The following is a 25487-nucleotide window of genomic DNA, read 5'->3' on the forward strand; positions in this document are numbered from 1 at the left end:
AAGGCTCTGTTATTACTGGTGAAACCACCCCTCCTGCAAAACCCCTGCAAAATTCCTCAGCAAAACTGCATAACAATTAAACTGCCACTTCCTTCCATTCCTTACCGCGATCATCGTGATATTTTTCTGTCATCTGGCTTGTTTTGTGGCCCAAAAGACTCTGCGTATCTATCCCCTGAGCACTGTATAAGCGTTCACATAAAGACCGTTGCTCATGGAATGTTGGGGGAGAATTAGCGTCAAATTTAATACCTGACTGGTCTCTTGCCTTCGCAAAACCCCGAGATAAAGTATCCTGATTCAGCTGGCCACCGCGTTCGCAGTTACTCAGTGATCTGTGATGATGCAGGATCCATTTACTCAAGACGACATAACGACATTCGGCGATCACGTCCCGGAGACAAATATCCAATACGTCACAGCGAATAGATAATGGGATTGCTACCTTTGCCCCGGTCTTTTGCTGGATCACGTGAAGTTTATCATCCCAGATATCAGAGAATTTCATGGCCGCAATATCTCCGACCCGCTGCCCGGTGAGTATCGCAATCATCATGCCGCGCCGAACATAAGCCGGCTGCTCTGATGCCTTAGAATATATGGCTTTCCACTCTTCAAGAGAAAGGCGCTGCCTGGTTACTTTTGCTTTTGGCTGTCGCGTAGCAATTGCCGGGTTGTAACCCACTGGGACTTCACCCATATGCTGAGCTTCTTTGAACAGATCACTTAGAACAGATCGCACCATTTGCGCCATTCTTCCTTTACCCTGCTCAATATATATATCTAAAATACTGGCGATATCCCGTGCGCCAATTTCGGGTAAAGGCTTAATACCGCATTGCTCTATAAATGCTTTTAAAGCAGGTTCTTTTCCGGTCGCAGTTTTGGGTTTTATTTCTCCGTTCTTTACCTTTTCCTTCAACATCTTCCGATATTTATCGACCCAAGAATTCGCTGTAATTCCTTTATTAGTCTCCTTGCTGATATCGTTTCTGACTCTTATAAGATTTGCCATCTTTTGCTCATTTAGCTTCATATTTGCATCGATAGCTATTGCGCGCGCCTCCTTTTCGCTATCGCCTAAACCGTGAAATTTCCCAGTTACAGGGTGTTTATAACGCCAGTAGACTTTCTTGGTTCTGGCGTCGGTGTAACAGGAAAGGCCGGGAATATTCACGTTGTATTTACGTGGACGTGCCATCTTCGAGAATCCTCATTAAACGTGGATCTAAGTCCTTGCTGATCTCGGGCTTCTCGGCCATGCCAATGAAACGCGCTGACGCTTCTACACGCCAGCACCGCCCAGCCTTAACGGGAAGAGGGTAAATCATTCCGTTTTTGGCATACCTCATCAATGTTGCTCGACTTGGTACTGGCGCTGAGAACTCTTCGAGAGCCCATTCATCTAACGTTAATGTTCTCGCCATAAATCACTCCACATGTTTAGTTATAGCCGGCTGCACACCGGCTTACCCGCTTATCCGAAATCGGCCGTAATATTTCCCAGATCGCCACCAGAGCATTTTCTCCCCTGGTGGCATTGCTGGCGCAAACTCAACTGGAACAAACCACAGATTCAGCATTCGTTTCACGAAAATCCGTCGGACGAAATGCGCCCTCATGATTTTCTCTCTGCCTTAATTTTGTAGTAGGCCTGTTCGAAGCCTCTCCAGTATTTCCAGTACTGGAACCGCTGCTGTAGCCAGTGCGGTGCCATCAATCACCATCCTTCACGATGCCGCCAGCCGCGATTGCTGCGTCAATACATGCGTTCCATCCTGCCATGTAGCCGACACGACCATTCCACTTCCTGTTCTGGTCTAACGAGACTTCCGCTACTACCTCCGAGATTTTGATATGGCCTAACAGCACGTTCGGCTTTTGCGGGGCGGTGACTGGATTAAGGAAAGGAATATCTGACGCAGCCATGCGAGCATCAATCGCGGCGTCGAAATGATCAGGACTCAATCCCCCCATTAAATTCTCTGAACTGATAAGCCCTGTCCTGGTTTCAACATCCCAGCTATCGCTGTCCTCACCCCACGCATCTTCATCGCGCAGGAATCGATACCGGTTAGCGTCGCGAATGATGTCAGCATCAAAAGCCACCGGCACCTGATCGCCTTTCAACGCTTCGAGTATTCTGATCGCGCTTTCGGCTAAATCCTCCCACGCAGAGTAATATTCAGCGTCACAGCAGCCAGCACAGATCCGCTCCCCATCGCCTGCCAAGACAGTACCGGTGTGTGCTTCTCCGCAATGATCACAATCTGTCCAGACTGCTTTTGACCAGTCGTAATTCTTGCGTGCTGGTCGTTGCAGCTCCGGTATATCAGCCTTATCTGTCATAGGGCCTCCTTCAAAAACAGGATCCAGTGAGTTTTGTCGCCTTTACCGGTGCGCTGCCAGATTGTTGGCTTCTGGTCAGTCAGGGCGATTACCTGGGCAACGGGGATCTGCGTTTCGTTCCATTTGAAAACGAGCGTGCCGTGTGGCCGCAATACTCTGAATGCTTCTCTGAAACCGGCGGCGATATCATCACGCCAAGTTGCTTTGTCCAGCGCGCCGTACTTCTTCCGCATCCAACCTTTTTCACCGGCCCGCTCGAGGTGCGGCGGGTCGAATACAACCTGTGCGAAACTGTTATCAGCGAACGGCAACTGGCGGAAGTCGGCGATCACATCTGGGCTGATAAACAACTGGCGCCCATCGCACAGAGTGTGTTCTTCGCTGCGCACGTCGCTGAATACAGCGCGGTCATCATGCTTATCGAGCCAGAACATCCGGGAGCCGCAGCACATATCGAGGATTGGTTTGCTGGTTGCCTCCGTCATACAGCCTCCCAATAAGCTTTATCGGCCTTCAGAGCATCTTTGTAACTCGCTTTAGCCTCTTTCTTCGTGGCGCACCATTGGCCATTTACTCCATCGCATCCGTAGAATCTCGAGCGGCGAGTCATCCGGTATTGGCGTTTACCAAATTCTTTCCGGTACTCATATTGCGGGAGATTAATGCCGAGCCACTCACCGAATGACTCACAGACTTCTGACCGTAAATATTCGTCGTACCGTGTGCGTTTCTTGGGTGCAGGAAGTGCAGCAACTGCCATTTCACGGCCAGCATCAGTGACGTGATAAACCACATCATCCTCTGCACAGAAAGATGGCGCCGCACGGGATGTCATCAGGCCAGCAGTTACCAGAGATTCCAGGTCAGCATTGTCGCTGTGGACGCCGCTGGCGAGGAAATAATTACGGTACGGTTCCCGGCGATTCTCGTTGATGCCCAATGCATGTTGCAGAAGGCCGATCTGATGTTGGGTTGCATCATTCATGACTACTTTCCTTCTGTTCGATCACTTCCAAACCCAGCTTTAAGGCCAGAGCATGCTCTGCTCTGGCGCCTGCACTGTTCTCCCAGCCGGTCAGCAGGTAGATAGCATCGGCGCGCTGAAGCATGGTCAGGCCGACGGCCATATAATCAGCCTCGGTCAGGCCATCCGGCAGGATCGCCGGATTCAGCGGAACGTGCTTTTCGAATGACATATTCAGCGCAGCCTGGAGGAAAGCGGGGCGGTTAAATTGCGGTAAGCCTGTCATCGGCCCGGCGATGTAAACTTTCATGGCTGTTCCCCTGCTGGCGCTACACGTTTGAATTCGATCACCCAGACCCACGGGTTAGCCTGCCAACTTCCCTCACCGTAAATTGACTCCCACAACTTCACGAACACGTCCGCCACACGGTGTCCACTCTTCGTGTCGGCGGCGCTGCAGCCCTCGCGCATCACGTCGCCGACACTGATATCGTTCAGGCGCTCAACACGAACGCCAGTGATCAGAAGGTCAATGCGTGATGCCCAGCGCGGCATGTGGATGGAGGGAGTCCATGCGCCGTCAAATTCAATTTCGCGATCCGGTACACTCCAAATCCCGTAGTTATTAGGTTTCTGCCAGCAAGAAGCCTTGTAAATTCGTGCTGCATCCTTCTTATCGGTTACGATGTTGTCATTCCAATCCACCGGGCAACCATCTTCATTGCCAAGTAATGAGAACGTTTCACGCACCCAGAACTGATCGCCGGGCTGGCCGAGCGGGCAGTTACGGTAATCTCCAGCTTTAACCTCACCAGCCAATTCATTACCGGCGAGCTCACAACCCAAATTCACATCGATAATCGGGAATTTAACTAACCGGCGCGTCTGCGTCTTACGACCGCTGAGAATGGCCTTAACCATTTCAGCGTTGAATAAAATAGGGCGTTCTTTCATGATTAACCAACCCTCGTCGCTGTGCGCAAAATCTGATAAATCTGGTGCGCGATGGTGCGTTCATTGCCAACAGGGCAGGCCTTGAAATATTCATATGCAGCGGTGATCGCCACCTGGTGCTTTTCTAAAAAGTCGGATTTAAGGCGTGCAATTTCTGCCTGTTCTTCAGTGGTGCGGCGGAACCAGACGCTGTAAGGGCCGTCTTCGGTATCGTGAACTGAAGCAAGGAACCAGCCCTCTCCGATTGGTGGTGTTGGCTCCCACGCTGAAACATCGGCGTCGCCTTCTTCATAGGCTGCCTGAATATCATCAGCCGCCGGATCTGCATCAAGTGAAAGGGTATAAACCTCAACACCCTGAGCCTTTGCCCACGCTTCAAATTCGCCTGGCGCTGGGTATTCGTTACCGTTGGCCGGTTCGAAGAAATCAGGGTGAGTCCAAAAACCCAGGTTATCGGCGTTGCGTTCTGGTGTTACCGGTTGAATAAGTTTCATGATTTACCTCGGTAAATTGATTTGATAATCGGCGCAGAAGTCCAGCACATACAGGCATTCAGCCGGGCTTTCTGTTTCGTTAATAACGTCGCAACCGTTGGAGTGGAGACAGTTGCAGTTCTGGCAGCTCAGGCGATTGTCGTAACAGTTCTTTGCCATATGCCATCCGTTACACCGCCCGCCTGTAAAGCGGTGCGGGAATTCGTAAGCAGGGCAACGGCATGTAACCTGCTTTCCGTCCCAGTACGCTTTCACGCCGTCCGGTTGTTCTGCGTACAAAATAGAGTGACCGGTCATCGTATCTAGGTTGCCCATTGGCCGTGATTTCTTCATGGCTGCATTCCTAAATAAGTCATTCCCATAACCACGCCGAGCACCAAGAAATATGCGATATCAAGTTTCATGAAATAGCCTTTCCTCAGATTTCGGCGTGAGCGAATCCCTTGCCAGTGACGGCAATTAATAAAATTCAGAGGCTTTTAAATTATCTTTGGGCTTCGCCGCCCAGCGCGGAAATAAGGCTCGAAATCAGCGCGGAATATTCGCTGGTCACCAGAATAAAATCAGCATTAAAGCGCGCGGCAAAATCCTCACGGTCGATGTCGTCATTCTGATCGGACAGTGTGTCGCTCGGTTTCAGCTTCTTCAGCGTGAAGGAGTCATTGATCTGGAAGCTGACGCGTTCCTGCCAATCCATCGACACCTGGGTAACCAGTTTGCCGTTTTCGATATGTGTCCCGATTTCGTCGCTGACCAAAGCCTGCTTCTTACAGCGGATAGTGCCACCTTCTTCCAGAATCGCTTTCAGCTCGGCTTCGTCCTGCAAAGCAAAACCAGATGGCGGCTGACCGCTGCGCACCCACTCGGTTAGGTTCAGTTCGATCGGCGATTCCATTGTCACCGGTACCACCGGCAGGGAACCAAGGCTTTTACGCAAAAGTGCCAGCATGTCTTCTGCCTTTTTAGTGCTGACCGCGGCGACCATGATCAGGCCGTTATCTAAATCAATCCACATGAAGGTCTGGCTGTAACGGCTGAATGCGCGTGGCATAAGGCTGTGCAGCACTTCGTCTTTCAGTGAGTCTTTCTCGGTCTTCTTCAGTTTGCGCTGTTGCTCGCCTTCCAATTTCTCAATTTTTACCGCCAGCTCTTGCTTAATTACCGGCGCCGGAAGCATTTTATCTTCACGCTTTGCGCAGATCAGAAGCTGATGGCCAGCTACGTGTACCAACTGATCGCCGCCGAACTTGCCCATCGGGGAAACCCAGCCAGTTCTCGCCATATCCTGGCTGCCGCACGGGGAGAAAATAAAGGCGCTCATCTGGCGCTGCATTTCCTCGGCATCCAACGCCATATCACGGCTCATGCGGTAAATCTGCAAACTCTTAAACCAAAGTTCTTTCACGTTAATCACTCCTGTTTATGCCCACTGCACCGGGCGGAAACTCACACACATAGACAAGGGCGGCCGGAGATGCACAGGGCGTGCTGGGTGGGGCCAGCGAACCCTTGTCTATGTCTGCGAAAAAATTGGCGGTGGTCATGATCAAAACATTATCTTCACTCCCCCTGATGTTGGATGGTTGAAGAGTCATGCCACCGCCGAAGCAACTACACACAGCAACTATCGAGGTTCCACGTCGATCTGATAGTGCGGCGGGAGTCGAACCCGCAATCGGGTAGGGAACCCGACCATCACCAGGATGCTTTGCACAACGGGAAGAACACTGGAACTGTAGTCAGACCGAGTTGATGGTAAGTGAGTCCCTCAACCCCCAGTGTCCTTCCCGTTGTGTGCCTGGTCACTTCTCCACCTCAGGCGGCGGTGGTATCTTGGGAGTTCTCACACAACCAAGAGCAAAACAAATGTCAGGAAATCAACTCCCATTAGGGCTCAGTGAGTTGGTCCACCAACTCGAAGTAGAAAATTCAGCAACAAAAAGATTTTTAATCGCGTTAGTTCGAACTTTAACGACAGAGCAGCGCCTTACACTTACTGACACCATCTTTGAACTTAACCAACTAGCCGAGTCCACCATTCCACAAAACAATGGCCTACTTTTGGCAAGAGGGAGGGCGATTTCTGAGAAGACAATTGCTCTTCTTGGATCTGCAAAAGAAGGTTAATTCTTTCAGTCTCGGCCTTCCTAAAACCCTCCAGCGGGCATTTAAGAGGAGGGTTATTCACACGATTTCGGAATTGCTCAAGAGACATCGGCCCATTATCTTTAGGTGACTTATCCATTCTGATACCTCATTAAGCTGCTGCGTTCTTGCCGTTGATCCTGATGCTTGAGCGAATCATCCGATGCTTCATGCGCCATCGGCAGCTACTGCGTGGGCGTCCTGCCTGTTCGCTGTTGATGGGTTGAATGTACCTTTAGTTACCTTTGGCGTCAAGTTTAAATGTTCCATAAGTTACATTGGTGGGCAAAAAAATAGCCAACAGATGTCGGCCATTGAAATGGATTATAGGTTTTGAGTGATCTGAACCACTTTACCTACGATTCTGCAATCGCCATCGATAGGTATGGGTTTGAACGCGGGATTTAGTGGCATTAGGTAGCTCTGGGGGCTATCCCAAACCAATTTTTTTACTGTTGCTTCGGAAGATCCATCTAAAATTGCTACAACAATTTTTCCATATAAGTTATCTATTTGCCCGTATTTAGGCTCGACAATGACAATTGAACCTTCTGGAATTGATGGTAAACCATTCGGGTTTGTCATTGACTCACCGCGCACTACAAGTCCGAAAGCCTCATCGGAAACATCAGCAGTGGTTTGCGTCCATGAAATCACGTCTGAGAGCCTCGCAGCAGCATAACTATCAGTCCATACGCCAGCTTGCACAGCTGAAATAATAGGGATCCTTGCCGTTGCCTTCATCAAGGGAACCACTTTAGTGTCATCAGGCAGGCTGTCACCTTGGCCGTAGAGAAGCCATTCAGGGGTTGTAGATAACACTTGCGCCAGCCTGTGAAGGTTTTCACCATCCGGTTTGGTCGCGCCACTTTCCCATTTTGTTACTGAAACCCTGCTTACGCCCAGCCTTTTAGCCAGCGCGAGCTGTGTTATATCAAGCTGTATGCGTCGAGAGCGGATTCGGTCTTTCATTTCACTTTTCATGTAACCAATGTTACCTGTTATCAAGGTAACTGTTGTTTGCTATTTGATGTACCTTTTGTTACCTTTAAGGCGTCATCTATTAGGAGGAATTATGCGTAAAACCGATGTTGTTAATTATTTTGGGGGAATATCCAAAACGGCAAATGCTCTGGGAATTTCCCATCCAGCAGTTTCTCGATGGGGCGATGTTATCCCAGAAAAACAGGCTTTCGTTATCGAGCGCATAACAAGCGGTGTTTTGAAATATGACCCAACTCAATATGAAAAGACTACCACCGCCGGCGCTCAGCCATAACTACCGAAGGAAAAGAGAAATGGTAGACCTGAAATCAGTAGTTAAAGCGATGTGCAAAGCCTATCCCGGCGGTAGGTCGGCAATGGCTGGCGCTCTTGGCATGTCTGAAGCCGGGTTCAACAACAATCTGTACGAAAAAAACGGCTGCCGGTTCTTCGAAATTGTTGAGCTGGAGGCGATGGAAGACATCAGCGGCACCAGCTTCCTGGCGGAATACTTCGCCCAGCGCCGCGGCGGACTGTTCGTGGACGTCCCGCAACTGGAAGAGCTGGATCAGGTTGAGCTGTTCAGTAAGAGCATGCGCACTGCTGCGCATCGTGGACACGTAGACATGATTATTCAGTCATCGCTTGAAGATGGCGTGATTGATGAGAAAGAAGCTGAGGAAATCATGAAGTTTCACCGCCGTCATTTAGCCGCGCGTGATGCAGAAGTTCGGGCTGTGCTGGCGCTGTTTGGAAAAAAGCGGAAAGCCGGAAAGGTTGACGCCCCAAGTGTGCAGCTTGAGGCGTCGGGCGCATTAAAAACGTGTGTGGAGTAATTAACGCATGAACAGTTTACTCGTAAAAGCTGGCGTTCCGCAAATGCGCGGTAAAGCTACTGGCGGTACCGCTGGCTCTTTCTCGTATGAAGTGATTATCGATGGTGAGTGGGTGCCCTGCAACTACCAGTTCGCGGCGTGGTGGGTAGGTTACGTCCGCCAGAGCAGCCAGAAGGTGACGGCATGTCTGAAGAAATCCAAAAGCTGGACAGGCGTTACAAGGATTGGCGGGGTGTTGTGGTACACGTCGTGGGCTTCGACAGAGCAGGGGATCGCGTTATCTTCATGCGCGCCGGTTACCCGCATGAGTGCGCCCAGCCCGTCGAGCTATTCAAGTCGCGGTTTGAGAGGGTAATTGATGAGCCTGTTATTGCCATCGCGCCCGATAGTAGTGATTCCTGAGCTGGTAATGAAGCTTGGTTTAAACGAAGCCATGCTGCTACAGCAGGTTCACTACTGGGCAACTGAAACAACATCTGGTGTTGATCATGAAGGTCGCCGCTGGATTTATAACACCATCGGTGAATGGCTTGAACAATTCCCATGGATGTCAGCTTCAACCATCAAACGCGGCTTCGCTTCTTTGAAAAAGCAGGGCTGCTTAATGATTGAGCAACTCTCTGATGATCCGAGAGATATGACTAATTTCTACGCGATTAACTATGAGCATCAAGCGCTTTTAGATGAGGTCAAATTGACCCCATGCAAGAGGTCAAAAAGAACCAATGCAAAAGGTCAAAATGACCCGTTGCATAGTTCCAAAAAGACACCTTGCAAGAGCTCAAAAAGAACCGTTCTTCATACAGAGAGTACTTCAGAGAATACAACAGAGATTAAACCCCTTAGTCCGGCCGCTTCGCAGCCAGACGACAGCAGTGACGAAAGTTTTCTTGCTCTTCACCCTGAAGCGGTGGTGTTCAATGCCAAAAAACGTAAGTGGGGAGGTGCCGACGACCTGACCGCTGCCGAATACATCTGGGGAAAAATCATCCGCATGTACGAACAGGCTGCTGAATGCGACGGTGAGATTTCCCGCCCGAAAGAACCGGACATGACCCTCTGGGCAAATGAAATCCGCCTGATGTGTTCTGCCGACGGCCGCACACACAAGCAAATCTGTGAGCTGTTTGTCCGCGCTAACCGCGACACCTTCTGGTGCAAGAACATCCTGAGCCCGTCGAAACTCCGTGAGAAATGGGACGACCTGACAATCAAACTGACCGCGAATGTCCCGGCTGAAACTTCAACTGGCGGCCACTGGAACAGCGCTGAAGCATGGGAGAACACCCTGTGAACAAAATGATGATGGCAGTTAAGAACCGCGACGGTGCCGCGCTGGCTCAGCTGATGCCAGAAGAGAAACCACAACGTGTCGTGAACGCAGACGCCGAGAAGCTGGTCGATGTGCTGTTCACTAACCTGATGCAGATTTTCCCTGCTGCCCGCCAGACCGCGCTGAGTACTCCGGCAGATATCGCGGCGGCGAAACGCCAGTGGATCATGGCATTCGCTGAAAGCGGCGTGACCACGCTGGAACAGGTGAAAGCCGGTATGCGCATGGCCCGCCAGCAGGAAACAGACTTCTGGCCGAGCTGCGGAAAATTCATCGGCTGGTGTAAATCCGGTGCCGCTCAGGCCGCTGGCCTGCCGACCGTCGACGAGGTGATGACCGAGTTCAACCAGTATTGCGCGCGCCGCGGCGACTACAGCACACCAGCTGCTTACCCATGGTCAGCGCCGATCATGTACTGGATTGTGACCGACGTCCGCCGGTTGATGCTTCAAAATAACTACACCGAGGGTGAAGTCCGTAAATCCGTACAGCACAACCTGACTCTCTGGGCAAAACGCCTGGCGAAAGGTGAGCAGGTCCCGGCACCGGTTGTGATGCTGTCCGCGCCAAAAGCGCCAGCAGGTCCGACCCCCGCGCAGATCATGTATGACGAGTATCTCCGGAAAAAACGGAAGGGCTGGTTATGACTTCTGAATTCGCAAGCACCACACCTATCGAGCACAAAGACCGCTGGCAGACGCCGATGGAAGTATTCACCGCGCTGGATCTTGAGTTTGGTTTTTATTTGGATGCCGCAGCTGACGACCAGAACGCGCTGTGCGCCCGATACCTGACAGAAGCCGATGACGCGCTGGCCACTGATTGGGAAAGCTACGGCGCAATCTGGTGTAACCCGCCATACAGCGCAATCACTCCTTGGGTTGAGAAGGCCGCCGAGCAGTGCCGCGCCCAGCATCAGCCGGTGGTTATGCTGCTGCCCGCCGACACTTCAACTGGCTGGTTCTCGCTGGCGCTGACTACCGCCGATGAAATCCGGTTTATCACTGATGGCCGCCTGTCCTTTATCAATGCCGGTACCGGCAAACCGGGCAAGAACGGCAACAGCAAGGGCAGCATGCTGGTTATCTGGCGCCCATTCATCAAACCGCGCGGGCAGTTCACCACAGTTTCCCGTGACGTGTTGATCACTGCTGGCGCTGATTACCTTCAGGAGGTGTCCGCGTGAACGAATTCCAGAAAATCTGGCTCGATGCCTACCGCGATTACCTAAAGGCCATATCCATCACTGGTGAATACTGCGCGGCAGATTACACCGCGGCGCGGGAACATGCTGACGCAGTGCTGAACAGTCTGATCAAAGCGGGGGAAATAGCATGCGACTGACCCTGCCATTCCCGCCGAGCGTCAACGGTTACTGGCGCTCCACCCGAAAGGGCGTGCTGATCAGCGAACGCGGGCGGATCTTCCGGTCAAACGCGCTGGCGTCAATTTATCAGCAGTTGCGCTGCCGCCCGCCGGCGCTGCTCACCGAACTGGAAGTGCATCTGGTTCTGTTCCCGCCGAGCAGGGCAAAACGCGATTTGGATAATTTCCAGAAGGCGCTGTTTGATGGCCTGACCCACGCGGGGATCTGGAAGGACGACAGCCAGGTAAAACGAATGACGGTCGAGTGGGGACCGGTAACTAAGGGCGGCAAGGCCGAGATCAACATTTCAACGTTTTCAGTGGGGGAGGTGTAATTTGCGTTTTCAATCTCTTTCAAATCAATGTACGGTTATCCAGTGCAAAGAACGCTCTCTGTGCAGTCGGTTGCAGCCGACAGGGAGCCAATTAAACGTAAAGTGTGGAGTGATAAAATGAATAATTCGATTATGATCGAAGGCATTTCCGTACGTCAGCATAATGACGGTAATTTCTGCCTGAATGACCTGCAGCGCGCCGCCGTTGCTAATCCCCGTGAAACCCGCTCATCCAGATCCCTCGAAGTTTACGAATTCATGCGCCGGGTAGAAACCCTGACGATGATTGATTTGCTCGAAAAAGAAACTACGGGAAATCCCCGCATCGCTCCGGTAGTCACGGTTCCCGGAAGGAATGGCGGAACTTACGTGTGCAAAGAGTTGGTTTATGCATACGCGATGTGGATAAGCCCGGCTTTCAACCTGAAGGTTATTCGCACTTTTGACGCGGCGTTGACCAAAGCGCGCGAAGCCACCGCCAACGACATGATGCAGGCCGGAGTAACATTACTCGGTTTCATGCGTAAAGAATTAAACCTCTCCAACTCTTCAGTTTTGGGCGCCTGCCAAAAGTTACAAATGGCTGTCGGCCTACCCAATCTCTCCCCTGATTACGCCATTGATGCCCCAAGCGATGCCGTTGATGGCTCCAGCCGTCCGACAATGTCACTGAGCACCGTTCTGAAACAATATTCAATCCCTGTCACACCTGTAGAAGCCTATAAACGCCTCGCGCGCCTGGGCATTGTCGAACGCCGCACCAGACCCAGCACCTCAGCCAAAGCCAAAAACGGCGAAAAGCAGTTCTGGTCAGTGACTTCGAAGGGTTTGCAGTACGGGAAGAACATCACCAGCCCGAACAACCCAAGAGAAACGCAGCCTCATTTCTATGAATCCAAGGTTCAGGAACTGATCAGGCTTATGGTAACGGCCACCGCGGCCTAACGGGGATTGGATGAGATTATTGTTAAAACCGTATCCCCAGCGAGAGTTGGGGATCGTGCAGTTCGCGTTGCCGGCGGACATGATGAAGTTTTTCAGCAGTAAACGCCTGCTGATCACCGACGCGCCCGCCGACCTGCATACTGTTCCTGACGGTCTGGTACCGGCTGAAGCGCAATCACTTTCGCAGGATCCACGTCTGGCTAATTTTCTATCCTCTCGGGCGGTTATTTCCAGTGTCGGCGGTATGAATGCGCTGACGCTGTGGGTGAAGCGCCACCGCGCGTGCCAGTGTCCGGACTACAACGGGGAATTTCATCACCATGAGCTGGTGCAGGTGCCCCGCGGGCGCGGCGTGGTCTGCCTGTGCTGGGCGCATGACAATGAGTTTCGGGAAAAAGAATCGCCAAAACTGGACGCTACCGCGCTGGCGAACGCCGCTGAATTCGTGACTGAGGCAATCCGTCACCGGTATAGCTTACCGGAAGGGCGTCATCTGACGCTGCCGGAGCTGTGCTGGTGGGCTGTTTCGAAAGGGCTGGTTCATCAGCTGCCGGGAGAAGTGATCTGCGCGGCGCTGGGGATGAAATACAAGCCGCCAGGCGGACAACGGAAAGAAGCCGATGTTGACCCGTGGGAAAGACATCCTTCCGAGGTGCTGGCCAACAACATCAAACCTGTGCTGGCGCTCGCAATTGACCCGGAGACGCCGGAATCATATGTCCGGATCCCAAAGCGCCGCCGGTACGAAAACGCAAAATATACCCAATGGGTAAAGCGCCAGCCATGTTGTGGCTGTGGCAACGGGTCCGATGATCCGCACCACATCACCGGCAACGGGTTTGGCGGTATGGCAACAAAAGCGCATGACCTGTTCGTGCTCCCGCTGTGCAGACGGTGTCACGACTCACTTCATGCGAATACCCAGGCTTGGGAAGCAGAACATGGCACACAGGAATTACTGGTGCTGAAGACATTAGACCGCGCGCTGGCGATGGGTGTTATCGCTACCGGCAAGCAAAAATAAGTGTGGAGAGAATAATGCGTGATATTCAACTGGTACTGGCTCGTTATGGTGTGTGGGCTCGCGATAACTCCGGCGTGAGCTGGTCACCGATTGCCGCGGGCTTTAAAGGCCTGCTGCCGACTGAATCCAGCAAGGTCGAATCCTGTTGTGATGATGATGGTCTGATTGTTGATGCAGCGGTAGGACGTTTGGCCGCCGTCCGTAAACCGGAAGAGGTAACGCTCATTATGCTGCATTATCGCTTCGGTCTGTCCAAACGGGAAATTGCGAGGATGCGTAAGGTGAGTGAAGGCCTGATCCGGCAGCAGTTGCAGGTAGCGGAAGGCTTCGTTGATGGTTGCCTGGCAATGACCGGCGCGGTGCTGGAAATGGACGCCTACACCCAGAAAATCCGAGTCGCGAAAGTCGCTTAAAATAGTTCTAGTGCGCTACGCGAAAACTCTTGTAATCTGATAAGGTCGGTCACGTAGTCACAAAACTTAGACAATATTCAAACCTCGCTCCGGCGGGGTTTTGTCATTTCTGGGGGATAGCAAAATGCACAAGTAAACGGATAGACCGCAGGCGTCAGCCAACGCAGCAGTAATGATGCTGCCCCGAGTCCCGATAGAGGGAGCCAGATGCAGGTCCGAACTGCAATATGCGCTGGCGAGGGTTATTAAAGATAAAGGCATACCGGTAGAGCAGCTCGCAAGCCAAACGAGCACCGGTTATTAGCGGCGAGGAGCGACAGAGACTCAGGGGCATGGGCGCGGCCACTGCGAAAAGTGGCAAAAATATTTTAGGGCTGCGCATTTGCGTGGCCTTTTTTATTTGGCGGCCAGTCAATCAGCTAACCATTCCACTTTCGCAAAGTGACTGAGCCGCTAATTCCTTCTTTTACCACGACTGCGCACCCAACCGGACTACCGGAGGGCGAGACCATGAAAATGAATCCACATTCTGACAACTGGACGGGCGGCGGAGCACTATTAACTCTGCTTTCCTCGATCGCTGGTTTTATAACTTTAGAACGTGTCTACATGGCGTCGGCTCTTGTGGGCATCGTAATCATGCTTCTTGGTTATCTTGATAAACGCAGCGCGATAAAGGCGGCGAAAAAAAACGACGCAGAACGCCTTAAGCTCGACAGAGAATTAACGCAGGCGACAATTGACTCACTGAAATATCGCACGGATACCCCAGCAGTCGCTAAATATCCGCAGATATCCGAGGGCATAAAAAGCGTTCTCGAAGCGGCTAAGGACGATTGACCATGGCAATTATCAAGAAAGCTGGTGCTACAGGTGGTATCTGCTCGGTAATGGCGATCATCGCCATTGTAGTTTCAAGCGGTCAGGTTCGAACAAACGAACAGGGACTTGAGATTATGGGTAACGCCGAAGCATGCCGCCGAGAACCGTATGTATGCCCTGCCGGATATCTGACGGACGGGATCGGAAACACTCACGATGTGAAACCCGGCACGCGAAAAACTGATCAGCAGATAGCCGCCGACTGGCAGAAAAATATTTTGGACGCGGAAAAATGCATAAACACGTATTTCCGTGGCCGGGATATGAACGATAACCAGTTCAGCGCCATGACATCCGCGGCGTTCAATATGGGTTGCTCAGGTTTGCGGACGTATTACAGCCCTGTACGTAAGGCTCGTTTTGAAACATCAATCCACAAGTACGCGCAGGCCGGCAACTGGCCGATGATGTGTAACCACCTGCCCGATTTCGTGAATGGCGGCGGTAAGAAACTGCCGGGCTTGGTTATCCGCCGCGATAAAGAGAAAGCGCTCTGTCTGGAGGGCTAATCATGATCAACTGGTTCCGGATTGTCATCACTGCGCTGTTATTTCTCGTTATTGGCGTTCTGCTCTGGGCTGCCTTTCACTATTACGGCAAGACCATCAGCCAGCAGTCAGAAATCTCAGTAGCCAATCAGGCAAAAAATTCAGCGGAATTTACCCTGAACGCACAGGCCGAGGCCGTGAGCATCTTCAACACTATCGCAGGGGCAACCTTGAATGAGCAACATGCGAACACATTGGACTCACAGGCAGCCCAGACTGACATCAAAGCTGCTCTTGCGGGCGATGCTTGCGCTCCTGTTGTTGTGCCTGCTCGCGCAAATGACCGGGTGCTCAACCGTTACAACGCAGTACGTCAAAGTGCCGGTAACGCCGATACCCGCCAGCCTGATGGTTCTGTGCCAGCCGTCGCCACCACCAAGTAACCCGCTCACCTATGGGGCATCAGTACACTGGAATGAGTTGCTGCTGACAGACTTGCAGAACTGCAACACACAGATTTCCGGCATTCGCCAAATTGAATCCACCCGACAAGGTAAATAACCATGACAGTAAAAGCTAAATTTCGCGTCCATTTAATCCAAAAAGCCGAAGACGACTCCCATCGCGTTATTCATCTCAGCGCAGTGACCGCCGACAAGGCCGGTAATGAAGACTGGTCGAAATATACACCTTCTGGTGATATCCGGATGCACGTCACCAATCCAGCTGCATTCGAACAGTTTGCGCAGGGCGTCGATTATTTCGTTGAGTTTAGTAAGGCCGAATAGCTATCCAAGCGGCATAAAGAGGCCAGACAGAAATGATTAAGCGTTTTTTTGCATGGCTGAAAAGCATCTATCTCCACCCAGCCGAAACGGCTGAATCTCAACCGAAGGAAAATATCGTGAAATTAGCACTCGTTTCGATTATCACCAGCATGCTGGCCAATGGCGCGGCGGCAAACACCGTTCAGGTAACTCTCACCGATAATGCCGATGCAATTCAGCCCGGCGCCGTAGTGAACTTTACTGCGGACAATGGCGCAACCGTTACTCCAACCAGCGCACTTACCGATACAAACGGCCAGATCACTGTAAGCCTGGTCAGTTCCACTGTCGGCGCATCAACGTTAACGGCAACCGCTGCTGACGGCACAACGGCGAGCATTCAGGTTTATTTCGTCGCCGTTCCAGCTCCGGAACCCGCACCATTATATGTGTCTGATCCAAATGCTCCAGCCGACGCTGCAGCAACTTCTATCCCAGCAACCACCGTGTTATCCCCACTGGCCACGATGAAAGCTAATTTCGATAAAGTGGTCGCATTCATCGAGCACGGTATTGAAGTCCTGGGTAAAGACGCAGAAGCCGATCTGGTTGCTCTGAAAAATAAATTTCTGCTCTAAGTAGCATTACAGATGGCTTTCAGTGAGAGCCATCGATAGTGAAATTTGATGCATTTTTGAGGATTTGGAATGGCTGATTTTCGCGACCTATCCCAAGAGTTGCAAAAACTCAAGAAGCAGATTCCGTTTGCCACGGCTCAGGCACTAACAAGCGTTGCCCGGCAGATAGCTGCGGCAGAGAAAACTGCATTTCAGCGGAAATTGGAGAACCCAACGCCTTTTACTGTTAACTCGGTTGGTTCTGCAGGGGCGCGCCGCGATAACCTGATCGCTAAAGTATTTGTTCGCGATATTGCTGCCGGATATCTGGAGCCTTTGGAGTTCGGCGGCGTGCATAAGCTTAACGGTCAGGCGCTGCTCAACCCTAAAAACGTCAAGCTGAACAAATACGGCAACCTGTCACGCAATAAACTTTCCCAGCTCAAAGCAAAATCTGATGTGTTCATTGGTGATATCGATGGCATCAATGGTGTCTGGCAGCGTGTGAAAGTGAAGAAGGGTAAGAAGGGCAAAAAGCGACAGAAGCGTTCAGCTAATGGTACGCACCGCCCACGGGTGAAGAACCCAATGCCCAAACTGCTGATACGGTTTGGTGATGCGCTCCCAGTCAAACCCACTCTAGGATACATGGACAGAGCCGAGAAGATGGCGGCGGGTCTGATGCCCGGCGCGTTGAGTAAGGCAATCGACGAAGCACTTCGCACCGCGAGATGATATCTGCTCTCAATAAAAAAATGGGTCCTTCCCCGGACCTTTTTAATGCACGGGCATTGCGCGCCGCACAGTTTCACCAGCTATAAATTTTTCAGTTTGTGTCCCATGTCCCACGTGCATATCTATGCACTGACTACGTCCATCCCTTGCCCCGTGCGGATTTAGCGAGTTTATACGTGGGATATTTGCGTGGGACATTTAGGTGGGACACAAAAAAATGTCCCATTCGAGTGTCCTAATGTCCCATCGAGGAAAATGTCCCATGACAACGATGACGCAAATTGAATATGCGAAGCACGCCGGCGTTGACCGGAAGACGATCGGGCGGTGGGTTAAAGCAGGGAAATATGTCGTTCTCGACGGTAGCCTCATTGATGTTGAAGCCACCGACAAAGCTCTCGTCATGCTGCGTGACGGTAAAGATCCCCGGACAAAAAATGCGGCCAAAAATAAACCGGCTAAAGCAGACATCGGACTTAAAGATGATTCAGCCACTGACGAGGCGGTTAAACAAATCATGTTGGCGACCGGCGCTGAAATGTCACGTGAAGAAGCCAGCAGGGTTAAAGAAAACTACCTGGCGCTTTTAACAAAGCTCGAGTTCGAGAAAGAGGATGGTCAACTGGTTGAGCTCTCTGTTGCTGAAGCTGTTTTATTTACAGCATTTCGACAGCAGCGCGACGCCTGGATGAACTGGCCGTCAAGGGTGGCTCCTTTGATGGCGGCTGACCTGGACGTCCCAGCTGACAGAATGACCGAGGTGTTAATCGAACATGTCCACAAACACATCTCCGGACTCGGCGATCCTGAATTTAACACAGACGAAACGTGACAGACTTTTAAGTAGCATCAGAAAGGGATGGACGCCGCCGCCGCGTATCAGCGTGCCGGACTGGGCGGACCGGTACCGCAAGTTAGCCAAAGAAGCAGGCAGCACGTCGGGCAACTGGGAAACCGAAACGGTAGAGATAGCCCGTGGCCCGATGCTTGCCGCCACCGAATCAGGCGTTCATATCATCACGGTGATGTGCTGCACGCAGTTAATGAAGACGGCGCTGCTTGAAAACCTGTTTGGTTATTTTGCGCATCTAGATCCCTGCCCGATGTTGCTACTCCAGCCGAAAGAAGATGCGGCTGAGCAGTTTTCCAAAGAGCGCATCACACCGTTAGTGCGTGTAACCCCGGTACTTCGCGACCTGATCGGGGGAAACAAGCAGAAGAATTCCAAAGAAACGCTGCTGTATAAATCGTTTACCGGCGGATTTCTGGCGCTGGCTGGCGCGGGCAGCCCTGACAACCTTGCACGCCGTCCAATCCGCGTGTTGCTGGCCGATGAGGTGGATAAATATCCCATCACCCGTGAGGGTGACCCGATCACGCTCGCCGAGGAACGCACCGCAACCTTCGGTCTGAACTGGCTTTCCGTTCGTGCCTGTTCACCGACCGTGGAAGACGAAAGCCGGATAGCAGCAAGTTATGAAGATTCCGACCAGCGTCGTGCATCGGTAGCGTGCCCGCACTGCGGTCACCGCCAGTTTCCTGATTTTTTTAAGCACATTCACTGGCCGTCAGACGGTGATAAACACCATACCAAACAGGCCATGATCCACTGCGAAAGCTGCGGAACAGGATGGTCTGAGGGTGACAGGCTGCGTTCGCTGAGAACTATTCAGTGGCATCAGACAAAACCTTTTGAGTGCTGCGGTACCCGACATGTTCCGCTTAATCTCTACGAACAGGCATGGCACGCCGACGATGTCACCGCGGTCAGCAAGGTCTGGCAGTGGTCCGCCTCTGAGCGTCATGCCGTACACCGGGTTGTGTGCCCCGAATGCGGAAAGTTAGGCGTCGACAACATCCATGCAGGGTATCAGGCGTCGAAGTTATTCAGCCCGTGGCAAAAAGATAAGCCGTCGGATATCGCCGAAAAGTATCTGAAAGCCAAAGGCGACCCCGATAAAGAGCTGGCCTGGTGGAATACCCAGATGGGCCTGCCTCACCGGCCTAACTATGGTAAGCGTCTTCCCGTTGATGTGCTGCTTGCACGGCGGGAAGTATTCAGCGCGGAGGTGCCGGATGGTGTGGCCGTTCTGACTGCTGGCATCGATACGCAGAATGACAGGCTCGAGGTTGAGGTCGTGGGATGGGGTAAAGACGAGGAAAGCTGGTCAGTTGCGTTCGATGTGATTGAGGGTGACCTTGAAACGGCTGAACCCTGGCTGCGACTGGATGCCTATCTGAAACAGGTATGGCGCCGCGCCGACGGTCGTGGTTTCACCATCATGGCGGCCTGCCATGACTCCGGCGGTAATCATACGCAAAAAGTGTATGAGTTTTCTCAGGAAAGACTGGGGCGGCGGATTTGGGCGATTAAAGGTGAATCGGCGACGGGAGGCAAGCGGTCACCTATCTGGCCGAACAAGCGCCCGACATCGAAAACCCGCGCGAAATTCCGTCCGATCATTCTTGGCGTCAACTCTGCAAAAGATTCCATTCGCTCACGATTACACATAGAGCAGCCCGGCCCCGGTTATATGCACTTTTCAACCGATCGGGATATGGGGTATTTCACACAGCTAACAGCAGAACGGTTAGTCATGAAAGAAGCCGCCGGCCAGCGCTACAGCGTGTGGGAGTTGCCTCCAGGCAAAGCTAACGAAGCGTTAGACTGTCGTGTTTACGCTTACTCCGCCCTGTGCGGTTTGTTCCATGCTGGCCTTAAATTGAACGCCAAAGCGATAGCCTTGGAAAATAACCCTGACACCTTATTGCCCCCGGCACCGGAGCCTGAAGAAAAACAGGACCTACGTTTACCCGGTGTCATTATTACCGAACCTGAGAAACCTCAGCGTAAACCTTTGCATAAGCGCCTCGCTTAAGGACCTCTATGTTTAATCCCAACTCCAGCCTTTTGGCTGGTGCGATGACGCGTGACCAGTTACAGGCCGCGCTGACCAGCGCACAGCAGGCCTATCTCGAGCTTTCGACGGGTGCGAAGGGCGTGTCTTTCTCTTACACGCAGGGGGACGGTACGCGCTCGGTCGCTTATCAACAGACAGATATTGGACAGCTAACAGCGCTGATCCAGCTTCTTCAGGCTCAGTTAGGCATCGTTAAACGTCCACGCGTGACGTTAAGGTTTCGGTATTGATGAATAGCGGAGAGGTCAGAATTCTCGGGCCAAACGGCCGCCCCTTACCCCCATCGAACCGAAAGGCCTCAATGCTGAACGGCTCAGGCCGTGTGCCTTATGACGCTGCGGATTCATTCAGCGATGCGATGGCGAACTGGCAGCCCGCGCTTTGGTCGCCGGATAACGAAGTCAACATCTACCGCGACCGCATCGTTTCCCGCGTTCGCGACATGGCAAGAAATGACGGGTGGGCATCAGGCAGCGTAACCCGCATTTTGGACAATGCGGTTGGGGCTAATTTTCGCCCGATCGCTAAAGTGGATTACCGCGCACTTGCGCTTCAAACCGGCCTGAAAGCTTTTGATGCCAAATGGGCGGATGAGTACGGTCGGGCCGTTGAGGCGGCGTGGCGTAACTGGGCAAATGACCCCGGCCGCTATTGCGACGTTGAGCGGAAAAAAACGGTTTCCCAGATGTTGCGTCTGGCTTTTCGCCACAAGTTGGTGGACGGCGATGCGCTGGCGGTTCTGCAATACCGGACGGACCGGCTCGGGCACGGTCGTGCGCGTTATGCAACGACCATACAGATCATTGACCCGGATCGGCTGAGCAACCCACAGCAGGTATTCGATATGCTGAACATCCGCGGCGGCGTAGAAATTGACGACGATGGCGTGCCGGTGGCGTATCACATCCGCAAAGCCCACATGGGCGACTGGTGGAGTGCTGAGAAAACGATGACGTGGGAACGCGTCAGGCGTGAAACCTCATGGGGACGGCCAATTGTCGTGCATGACTTTGACGGCGATCGTGCCGCCCAGCATCGGGGCAGCAGTATTTTTACGCCCATCGTTCAGCGTCTGAAAATGCTGATCAAATACGACGAGGTAGAGCTGGAATCCTCAATCCTCAATGCCGTGTTCGGAGCATACATCACTTCGCCTTATGACCCTGGCCTGTTCGCTGATTCATTAAATACTGATGAGGTACTGGCTTATCAGGACATGCGTACCGATTATCACAATGATAAACGCATCTCTCTGCAAAGTGGTGCCCGGATGCCAATCCTTGCGCCGGGTGAAAAGATAGACACCGTGAACGCAGCGCGGCCAACCAGTAACTTTGCGGCGTTCGAAAGCGCAGCATTACGTAACGTGGCCGCCGCCCTGGGCATTTCGACCCAGCAGTTAACGCAGGACTGGTCTGATGTGAATTACAGTTCCGCCCGTTCAGCCATGTTGGAAGCCTGGAAAACCCTGACGCGCCGCCGCGATGATTTTGCCAGCGGCTTTGCTCAGCCTATCTTCAGCAGCTTTATCGAAGAACTCCACGATATTGGTGAGGTGCCCCTTCCTGCTGGCGCGCCGGAATTTCTGGCGGCCAAAGCGGCGTATTGCCGTGCGCAGTGGATGGGACCCGGTCGAGGCTGGGTTGACCCCGTTGCTGAGAAAAAAGGCGCGATCCTCGGCATGGATTCCGGCATGTCAACGCTGGAAATGGAAGTCTCAGAAAACGTCGGCGAAGACTGGGAAGAACTCCTCGATCAGCGTGCCCGTGAGATTGAAGCCTTCAAAGAGCGTGGTTTGCCGGTTCCGACATGGGGACAGGCTGACACCTTTGCACCTCAAACAATTAAAGATCCGGAGGCACAGTGAATTTACCGCACTTAGCGCAGCGCCTGTTTAACACGCCGCTGGCGCTGCATCCCCGAAAGGCCGAAGTGGTCATGGCGGCGCTGACGGACCGTTTTGGCCTGACGCGCATCCAATCCATGTCTGACTGGGATGACGAAGATGATTCATTCTCCCGTCAGGCCCGTGATACGGGCTATGACGTGGTGGAAGGGATCGCCATTATCCCGATTCAGGGGACGCTTGTGCAGAAACTCGGCACTTTGCGGCCTTACAGCGGGATGACCGGCTATGACGGCATCCGTGCCTGTTTCCTGCGCGCACTGAATGACAGTGAAGTGAAAGCCATCTGTCTGGACATTGATTCGCCCGGCGGCGAAGTCGCGGGGTGTTTTGACCTTGTCGATGAGATTTATGCCGCACGCGGCAGTAAACCGGTCTGGGCCATTTTGTCCGAAAGCGCCTATTCCGCGGCTTACGCGCTGGCGAGTGCGGCGGACAAGATAATCGTGCCGCGTACCGGCGGCGTCGGTTCTGTCGGCGTCATTGTGATGCACGTCGACTGGTCGCAGAAAATCAAAAATGACGGGCTGCAGGTCACCATCATTACCTACGGCGATCGCAAGGCAGAGTCCAATCCGTATGAACCTTTAAGCGAAACGGCGCGCAAAGCCATTCAGTCAGATATTGACGAAATGGGGCGTTTGTTCGTGAGTACCGTCTCCCGCAATCGCGGGATAACAGAGAAAACCGTCCGGGATACCGAAGCCGCCTGTTTCCTTGGCGCCGACGGTGTGCAACTGGGGCTGGCTGATCGCGTGGCCTCGCCTGATGCGGCATTCCGCGATTTATTACAATTAGTTGGAGAGTAACGATGTCAAAGAAAATTCGAGGTTTTGCGCACCTGTTTGGTTTTTCCGCCAATGCTTCTGAAGATGATGAAGACGAAAAAGAGAAGTCCAAAAAGGCCAAGGGGCGTCGTGCAGAAGAGGACGACAACGACGATCAGGATGATAAAAATAAGTCCAAAAAATCTCAGCGTGCAGAAGATGATGGTGATGATTCTGACGACGAAGATGGTAATGACAAGGAAAAGTCTAAAAAAGCCAAATCCCGCCGTGCGGAGGATGATGATGACGATGCGGACGCCGATGAGGACGAGGGCGACGAAAACGACGGTGACGATGATGAAGATGATCGTGACGTCAAAAAAGGTCGCCGCGCTGAGCGCGATCGTATTTCCCGCATTCTCGGCAGTAAATTTGCTGCTGGCAAAGGCCCACTGGCCGTTTCACTGGCGATTACCACCGGTATGAGTTCCGCCGCGGCAATCCGGGTGATGGCGAGCTCTGGTCCTGTACCAGTCGCATCTCAGCCCCGCCGCATGTCACTGGATGAACGCATGTCTAAAGTTGAAAATCACCAGTTGGGTAACGCTGACAACGGTGGTCCTTCAGCAAACTCAGTGGTATCTCGTGCGTCCGCTCTCTACAACCAGGTAAAAGGTAAAAAACAATGACTGTGAATCAGGTAGGACAAAACGCCTGGGTGCCCGGCGTTCAGCATGACACCTTCATTCCGGACCAGTTGCTGTCCGGCCCTTTGCAGGTTGTCTCTGATACGGTGACGATTCTGACGGGAAGTTCGGCAACCTATAAGCGCGGTACCGTACTGGGGGTGATTACTGCATCGGGTAAGTACACCCTGAGCGTGGCGACAGCAACCGACGGTAGCCAGGTTCCTCAGGCCATTCTGGCCGATGATGTGAATGCCACCGCAGCGGACACGTTAGCCGGCGTATATCTGATGGCCGAAATCAATAAAAACCGCATTACCTTTGATGCGAGCTGGACGCTGGCCGCGCTTAAAACGGCACTCCGCCCTTACGGTATTTTCCTGCGTGACAGCGTTCAGGCACCTGCCAGCTAAAACGTAACTCCCCTTTAAATCACCTTCTTCGCATGCCCTTTACCGGGTAGGGCGTTATGCATCCATTTTTTATCCCGGCCAGCAGGTCGGGACACAGAGAGAACACGCTATGTCTCAATCTATTTACGATACGGTGACGCTCGTCGGGCTGGTTCCAAACCTGATGACGTCACAAAACTGGATCCTCGACCGTTTCTTCCCGAACATCGAGACCAGCAACGATGAATATGTGGCGATCGATGTTGACGTAGGTCTCCGTCGTATGGCGCCGTTTTGCTCGCCTTTAGTCGAAGGTAAGCTGGTTGAAAGCCGCCGTTATCAGACCGACAAGTTCAAGCCTGCTTACATCAAAGATAAGCGTGCGCCTGACCTGCGTAAACCTATCCGCCGCCAGATTGGAGAGCGCATTGGGGGTGAATACACCGCTGCTGAGCGTGAAATGCTGAACATCCAGTTCGAGATGAGCGACCAGATCGATATTTTGAATCGTCGCCTCGAGTGGATGGGATGCAGTGCGCTGTCTACCGGTACCGTCACCATTAAAGGCGAAGGCTTCCCGACCACTGTCGTTGACTTTGGCCGCGACCCCTCCCTGACCATTGCGCTCAGCGGTTCTGATAAATGGCCGACGAGTATCGCCGCTGGCGCGACAAATACCCAGCCCTCTGACGACATTGAAACCTGGCAGACGCTGGTGTTGCAAAAGTCTGGCGCTGCGCCGACTGATCTGGTTTTCACCAACAAGTCCTGGAAGGCATTTCGCCTGGATACCACCATCAAAGACAACGCCATTGTGTTTCCTGCACTGAGCCCGTTCGGCAATCAGATTGACGCCGGCGCGCGCGTGCAGAAGGGCGCGGTATACAAAGGGCGCTGGGGTCAGTTTGACCTCTGGCTTTACAACGACTGGTTCATTGACCCTGATACCGGCATTGAAACCCCGATGCTTGCCGATGGTTCGGTGATCATGTCTGGCGCTGATCTGATGGGTACCCGTGCTTTTGGGGCGATTATGGATCCTGCTTTCAACTATGGCCCGATGGCTTATGCACCGAAAAGCTGGCTGAAAGAAGACCCCGCCCAGCGTTTTCTGATGATGCAGTCTTCCCCAATCGTTATCCCAAGCCGGGTTAACGCGGCCCTTTGTGCGACGGTGGTGTGATC

Annotated in this window: 37 protein-coding genes; 27 read left to right on the forward strand and 10 right to left on the reverse strand. The window is 52.7% G+C overall.

The annotated features are described in order from the left end of the window. Nucleotides 1-76: 76 nt before the first annotated feature. The 9 genes from IV433_RS04175 to rdgC form a co-directional block, all read right to left on the reverse strand. Nucleotides 77-1201, reverse strand: a complete 1125-nt coding sequence (locus IV433_RS04175; RefSeq protein WP_195813137.1) for a phage integrase Arm DNA-binding domain-containing protein — start codon at nucleotides 1199-1201, stop codon at nucleotides 77-79. Then, complete coding sequence (locus tag IV433_RS04180; protein ID WP_159282929.1) at nucleotides 1185-1427, reverse strand: excisionase; 243 nt, start codon at nucleotides 1425-1427, stop codon at nucleotides 1185-1187. Before IV433_RS04180 ends, IV433_RS04175 begins: the two co-directional genes overlap by 17 nt. A 289-nt stretch (nucleotides 1428-1716) precedes the next feature. After that, nucleotides 1717-2349: a hypothetical protein gene (locus IV433_RS04185; RefSeq protein ID WP_195813138.1), complete on the reverse strand. Its 633-nt coding sequence runs from the start codon at nucleotides 2347-2349 to the stop codon at nucleotides 1717-1719. Continuing rightward, nucleotides 2346-2834 carry a class I SAM-dependent methyltransferase gene (locus tag IV433_RS04190; RefSeq protein WP_195813139.1) on the reverse strand — a complete coding sequence of 163 codons (489 nt, stop codon included), beginning with the start codon at nucleotides 2832-2834 and terminating at the stop codon, nucleotides 2346-2348. The genes IV433_RS04185 and IV433_RS04190 overlap by 4 nt, the downstream gene beginning before the upstream one ends. Further along, nucleotides 2831-3334, reverse strand: a complete 504-nt coding sequence (locus IV433_RS04195; RefSeq protein WP_195813140.1) for a hypothetical protein — start codon at nucleotides 3332-3334, stop codon at nucleotides 2831-2833. The genes IV433_RS04190 and IV433_RS04195 overlap by 4 nt, the downstream gene beginning before the upstream one ends. Continuing rightward, nucleotides 3327-3623, reverse strand: a complete 297-nt coding sequence (locus tag IV433_RS04200) for a DUF4406 domain-containing protein (protein ID WP_195813141.1) — start codon at nucleotides 3621-3623, stop codon at nucleotides 3327-3329. The genes IV433_RS04195 and IV433_RS04200 overlap by 8 nt, the downstream gene beginning before the upstream one ends. Next, on the reverse strand, nucleotides 3620-4267 hold the full coding sequence (locus IV433_RS04205; protein ID WP_195813142.1) for an ASCH domain-containing protein: 648 nt from the start codon (nucleotides 4265-4267) through the stop codon (nucleotides 3620-3622). The genes IV433_RS04200 and IV433_RS04205 overlap by 4 nt, the downstream gene beginning before the upstream one ends. A gap of 2 nt (nucleotides 4268-4269) precedes the next feature. Then, nucleotides 4270-4761: a hypothetical protein gene (locus IV433_RS04210; RefSeq protein WP_195813143.1), complete on the reverse strand. Its 492-nt coding sequence runs from the start codon at nucleotides 4759-4761 to the stop codon at nucleotides 4270-4272. Nucleotides 4762-5245: 484 nt separating this feature from the next. Then, nucleotides 5246-6166 (reverse strand): recombination-associated protein RdgC, encoded by a 921-nt coding sequence (rdgC, locus tag IV433_RS04215; protein ID WP_326838641.1) that lies wholly within the window; start codon nucleotides 6164-6166, stop codon nucleotides 5246-5248. A 461-nt stretch (nucleotides 6167-6627) separates the two neighbouring features. On the opposite strand from rdgC, the gene IV433_RS04220 reads away from it, so the two are divergent. Beyond that, the gene (locus tag IV433_RS04220; RefSeq protein ID WP_195813144.1) at nucleotides 6628-6888 is read left to right on the forward strand and encodes a hypothetical protein; all 261 of its coding nucleotides are present in this window, start codon (nucleotides 6628-6630) and stop codon (nucleotides 6886-6888) included. A gap of 342 nt (nucleotides 6889-7230) precedes the next feature. Here IV433_RS04220 and IV433_RS04225 read toward each other — a convergent pair whose 3' ends face one another. After that, nucleotides 7231-7890: a LexA family protein gene (locus IV433_RS04225; protein ID WP_195813145.1), complete on the reverse strand. Its 660-nt coding sequence runs from the start codon at nucleotides 7888-7890 to the stop codon at nucleotides 7231-7233. 91 nt (nucleotides 7891-7981) lie between these two features. Here IV433_RS04225 and IV433_RS04230 point away from each other — a divergent pair, with 91 nt between their 5' ends. The 26 genes from IV433_RS04230 (at nucleotide 7982) to IV433_RS04350 (ending at nucleotide 25485) form a co-directional block, all read left to right on the forward strand. After that, nucleotides 7982-8185 carry a Cro/CI family transcriptional regulator gene (locus IV433_RS04230; RefSeq protein ID WP_195813146.1) on the forward strand — a complete coding sequence of 68 codons (204 nt, stop codon included), beginning with the start codon at nucleotides 7982-7984 and terminating at the stop codon, nucleotides 8183-8185. 19 nt (nucleotides 8186-8204) lie between these two features. Then, nucleotides 8205-8726 (forward strand): YmfL family putative regulatory protein, encoded by a 522-nt coding sequence (locus tag IV433_RS04235; RefSeq protein ID WP_195813147.1) that lies wholly within the window; start codon nucleotides 8205-8207, stop codon nucleotides 8724-8726. Between the two features lie 183 nt (nucleotides 8727-8909). Further along, nucleotides 8910-9128, forward strand: a complete 219-nt coding sequence (locus IV433_RS04240) for a DUF4222 domain-containing protein (RefSeq protein ID WP_195813148.1) — start codon at nucleotides 8910-8912, stop codon at nucleotides 9126-9128. After that, nucleotides 9085-10020, forward strand: a complete 936-nt coding sequence (locus IV433_RS26110; protein WP_229893202.1) for a hypothetical protein — start codon at nucleotides 9085-9087, stop codon at nucleotides 10018-10020. Before IV433_RS04240 ends, IV433_RS26110 begins: the two co-directional genes overlap by 44 nt. Beyond that, nucleotides 10002-10706 (forward strand): replication protein P, encoded by a 705-nt coding sequence (locus tag IV433_RS04250; protein ID WP_195813149.1) that lies wholly within the window; start codon nucleotides 10002-10004, stop codon nucleotides 10704-10706. The genes IV433_RS26110 and IV433_RS04250 overlap by 19 nt, the downstream gene beginning before the upstream one ends. After that, the gene (locus tag IV433_RS04255) at nucleotides 10703-11245 is read left to right on the forward strand and encodes a phage N-6-adenine-methyltransferase (RefSeq protein ID WP_195813150.1); all 543 of its coding nucleotides are present in this window, start codon (nucleotides 10703-10705) and stop codon (nucleotides 11243-11245) included. The genes IV433_RS04250 and IV433_RS04255 overlap by 4 nt, the downstream gene beginning before the upstream one ends. Next, complete coding sequence (locus IV433_RS04260; protein WP_195813151.1) at nucleotides 11242-11403, forward strand: hypothetical protein; 162 nt, start codon at nucleotides 11242-11244, stop codon at nucleotides 11401-11403. The genes IV433_RS04255 and IV433_RS04260 overlap by 4 nt, the downstream gene beginning before the upstream one ends. Next, nucleotides 11394-11759 (forward strand): RusA family crossover junction endodeoxyribonuclease, encoded by a 366-nt coding sequence (locus IV433_RS04265; RefSeq protein ID WP_195813152.1) that lies wholly within the window; start codon nucleotides 11394-11396, stop codon nucleotides 11757-11759. The genes IV433_RS04260 and IV433_RS04265 overlap by 10 nt, the downstream gene beginning before the upstream one ends. A 117-nt stretch (nucleotides 11760-11876) precedes the next feature. Next, nucleotides 11877-12704 (forward strand): KilA-N domain-containing protein, encoded by an 828-nt coding sequence (locus tag IV433_RS04270; protein WP_195813153.1) that lies wholly within the window; start codon nucleotides 11877-11879, stop codon nucleotides 12702-12704. A gap of 10 nt (nucleotides 12705-12714) precedes the next feature. Further along, entirely contained in the window at nucleotides 12715-13728 is a 1014-nt protein-coding gene (locus IV433_RS04275) for a DUF968 domain-containing protein (RefSeq protein WP_195813154.1), read from the forward strand. Between the two features lie 14 nt (nucleotides 13729-13742). Beyond that, complete coding sequence (locus IV433_RS04280) at nucleotides 13743-14141, forward strand: antiterminator Q family protein (protein WP_195813155.1); 399 nt, start codon at nucleotides 13743-13745, stop codon at nucleotides 14139-14141. 510 nt (nucleotides 14142-14651) lie between these two features. Beyond that, the gene (locus IV433_RS04285) at nucleotides 14652-14981 is read left to right on the forward strand and encodes a hypothetical protein (protein ID WP_195813156.1); all 330 of its coding nucleotides are present in this window, start codon (nucleotides 14652-14654) and stop codon (nucleotides 14979-14981) included. Nucleotides 14982-14983: 2 nt separating this feature from the next. After that, a complete protein-coding gene (locus IV433_RS04290; RefSeq protein ID WP_195813157.1) occupies nucleotides 14984-15532 on the forward strand; it encodes a lysozyme in 549 nt (182 codons plus the stop codon). A 2-nt stretch (nucleotides 15533-15534) separates the two neighbouring features. Then, nucleotides 15535-15954: a hypothetical protein gene (locus IV433_RS04295; RefSeq protein WP_195813158.1), complete on the forward strand. Its 420-nt coding sequence runs from the start codon at nucleotides 15535-15537 to the stop codon at nucleotides 15952-15954. Next, the gene (lysC, locus tag IV433_RS26450) at nucleotides 15851-16072 is read left to right on the forward strand and encodes an Rz1-like lysis system protein LysC (RefSeq protein ID WP_452598353.1); all 222 of its coding nucleotides are present in this window, start codon (nucleotides 15851-15853) and stop codon (nucleotides 16070-16072) included. The genes IV433_RS04295 and lysC overlap by 104 nt, the downstream gene beginning before the upstream one ends. A 2-nt stretch (nucleotides 16073-16074) precedes the next feature. After that, entirely contained in the window at nucleotides 16075-16299 is a 225-nt protein-coding gene (locus IV433_RS04300; protein WP_195813159.1) for a hypothetical protein, read from the forward strand. A gap of 32 nt (nucleotides 16300-16331) precedes the next feature. Continuing rightward, nucleotides 16332-16916 carry an Ig-like domain-containing protein gene (locus tag IV433_RS04305; protein WP_195813160.1) on the forward strand — a complete coding sequence of 195 codons (585 nt, stop codon included), beginning with the start codon at nucleotides 16332-16334 and terminating at the stop codon, nucleotides 16914-16916. Between the two features lie 69 nt (nucleotides 16917-16985). Then, nucleotides 16986-17630 carry a hypothetical protein gene (locus IV433_RS04310; protein WP_195813161.1) on the forward strand — a complete coding sequence of 215 codons (645 nt, stop codon included), beginning with the start codon at nucleotides 16986-16988 and terminating at the stop codon, nucleotides 17628-17630. Between the two features lie 262 nt (nucleotides 17631-17892). Continuing rightward, entirely contained in the window at nucleotides 17893-18462 is a 570-nt protein-coding gene (locus tag IV433_RS04315) for a hypothetical protein (RefSeq protein ID WP_195813162.1), read from the forward strand. Beyond that, entirely contained in the window at nucleotides 18404-20509 is a 2106-nt protein-coding gene (locus tag IV433_RS04320) for a phage terminase large subunit family protein (protein WP_195813163.1), read from the forward strand. The genes IV433_RS04315 and IV433_RS04320 overlap by 59 nt, the downstream gene beginning before the upstream one ends. An 8-nt stretch (nucleotides 20510-20517) precedes the next feature. Then, nucleotides 20518-20781 (forward strand): gpW family head-tail joining protein, encoded by a 264-nt coding sequence (gene gpW, locus IV433_RS04325; RefSeq protein ID WP_095921526.1) that lies wholly within the window; start codon nucleotides 20518-20520, stop codon nucleotides 20779-20781. 71 nt (nucleotides 20782-20852) lie between these two features. Further along, nucleotides 20853-22418 carry a phage portal protein gene (locus tag IV433_RS04330; protein WP_195813164.1) on the forward strand — a complete coding sequence of 522 codons (1566 nt, stop codon included), beginning with the start codon at nucleotides 20853-20855 and terminating at the stop codon, nucleotides 22416-22418. Continuing rightward, nucleotides 22415-23266, forward strand: coding sequence for a S49 family peptidase (locus tag IV433_RS04335; RefSeq protein ID WP_104922366.1), 852 nt, complete (start codon nucleotides 22415-22417; stop codon nucleotides 23264-23266). Before IV433_RS04330 ends, IV433_RS04335 begins: the two co-directional genes overlap by 4 nt. A 2-nt stretch (nucleotides 23267-23268) precedes the next feature. Next, the gene (locus IV433_RS04340; protein ID WP_195813165.1) at nucleotides 23269-23913 is read left to right on the forward strand and encodes a DNA primase; all 645 of its coding nucleotides are present in this window, start codon (nucleotides 23269-23271) and stop codon (nucleotides 23911-23913) included. Further along, nucleotides 23910-24323: a head decoration protein gene (locus IV433_RS04345; protein ID WP_195813166.1), complete on the forward strand. Its 414-nt coding sequence runs from the start codon at nucleotides 23910-23912 to the stop codon at nucleotides 24321-24323. The genes IV433_RS04340 and IV433_RS04345 overlap by 4 nt, the downstream gene beginning before the upstream one ends. A gap of 109 nt (nucleotides 24324-24432) precedes the next feature. Then, nucleotides 24433-25485, forward strand: a complete 1053-nt coding sequence (locus IV433_RS04350; protein WP_195813167.1) for a major capsid protein — start codon at nucleotides 24433-24435, stop codon at nucleotides 25483-25485. The last annotated feature ends 2 nt before the right edge of the window (nucleotides 25486-25487 follow it).

The organism is Rahnella laticis (assembly GCF_015644585.1).
GTDB lineage: Bacteria > Pseudomonadota > Gammaproteobacteria > Enterobacterales > Enterobacteriaceae > Rahnella > Rahnella laticis.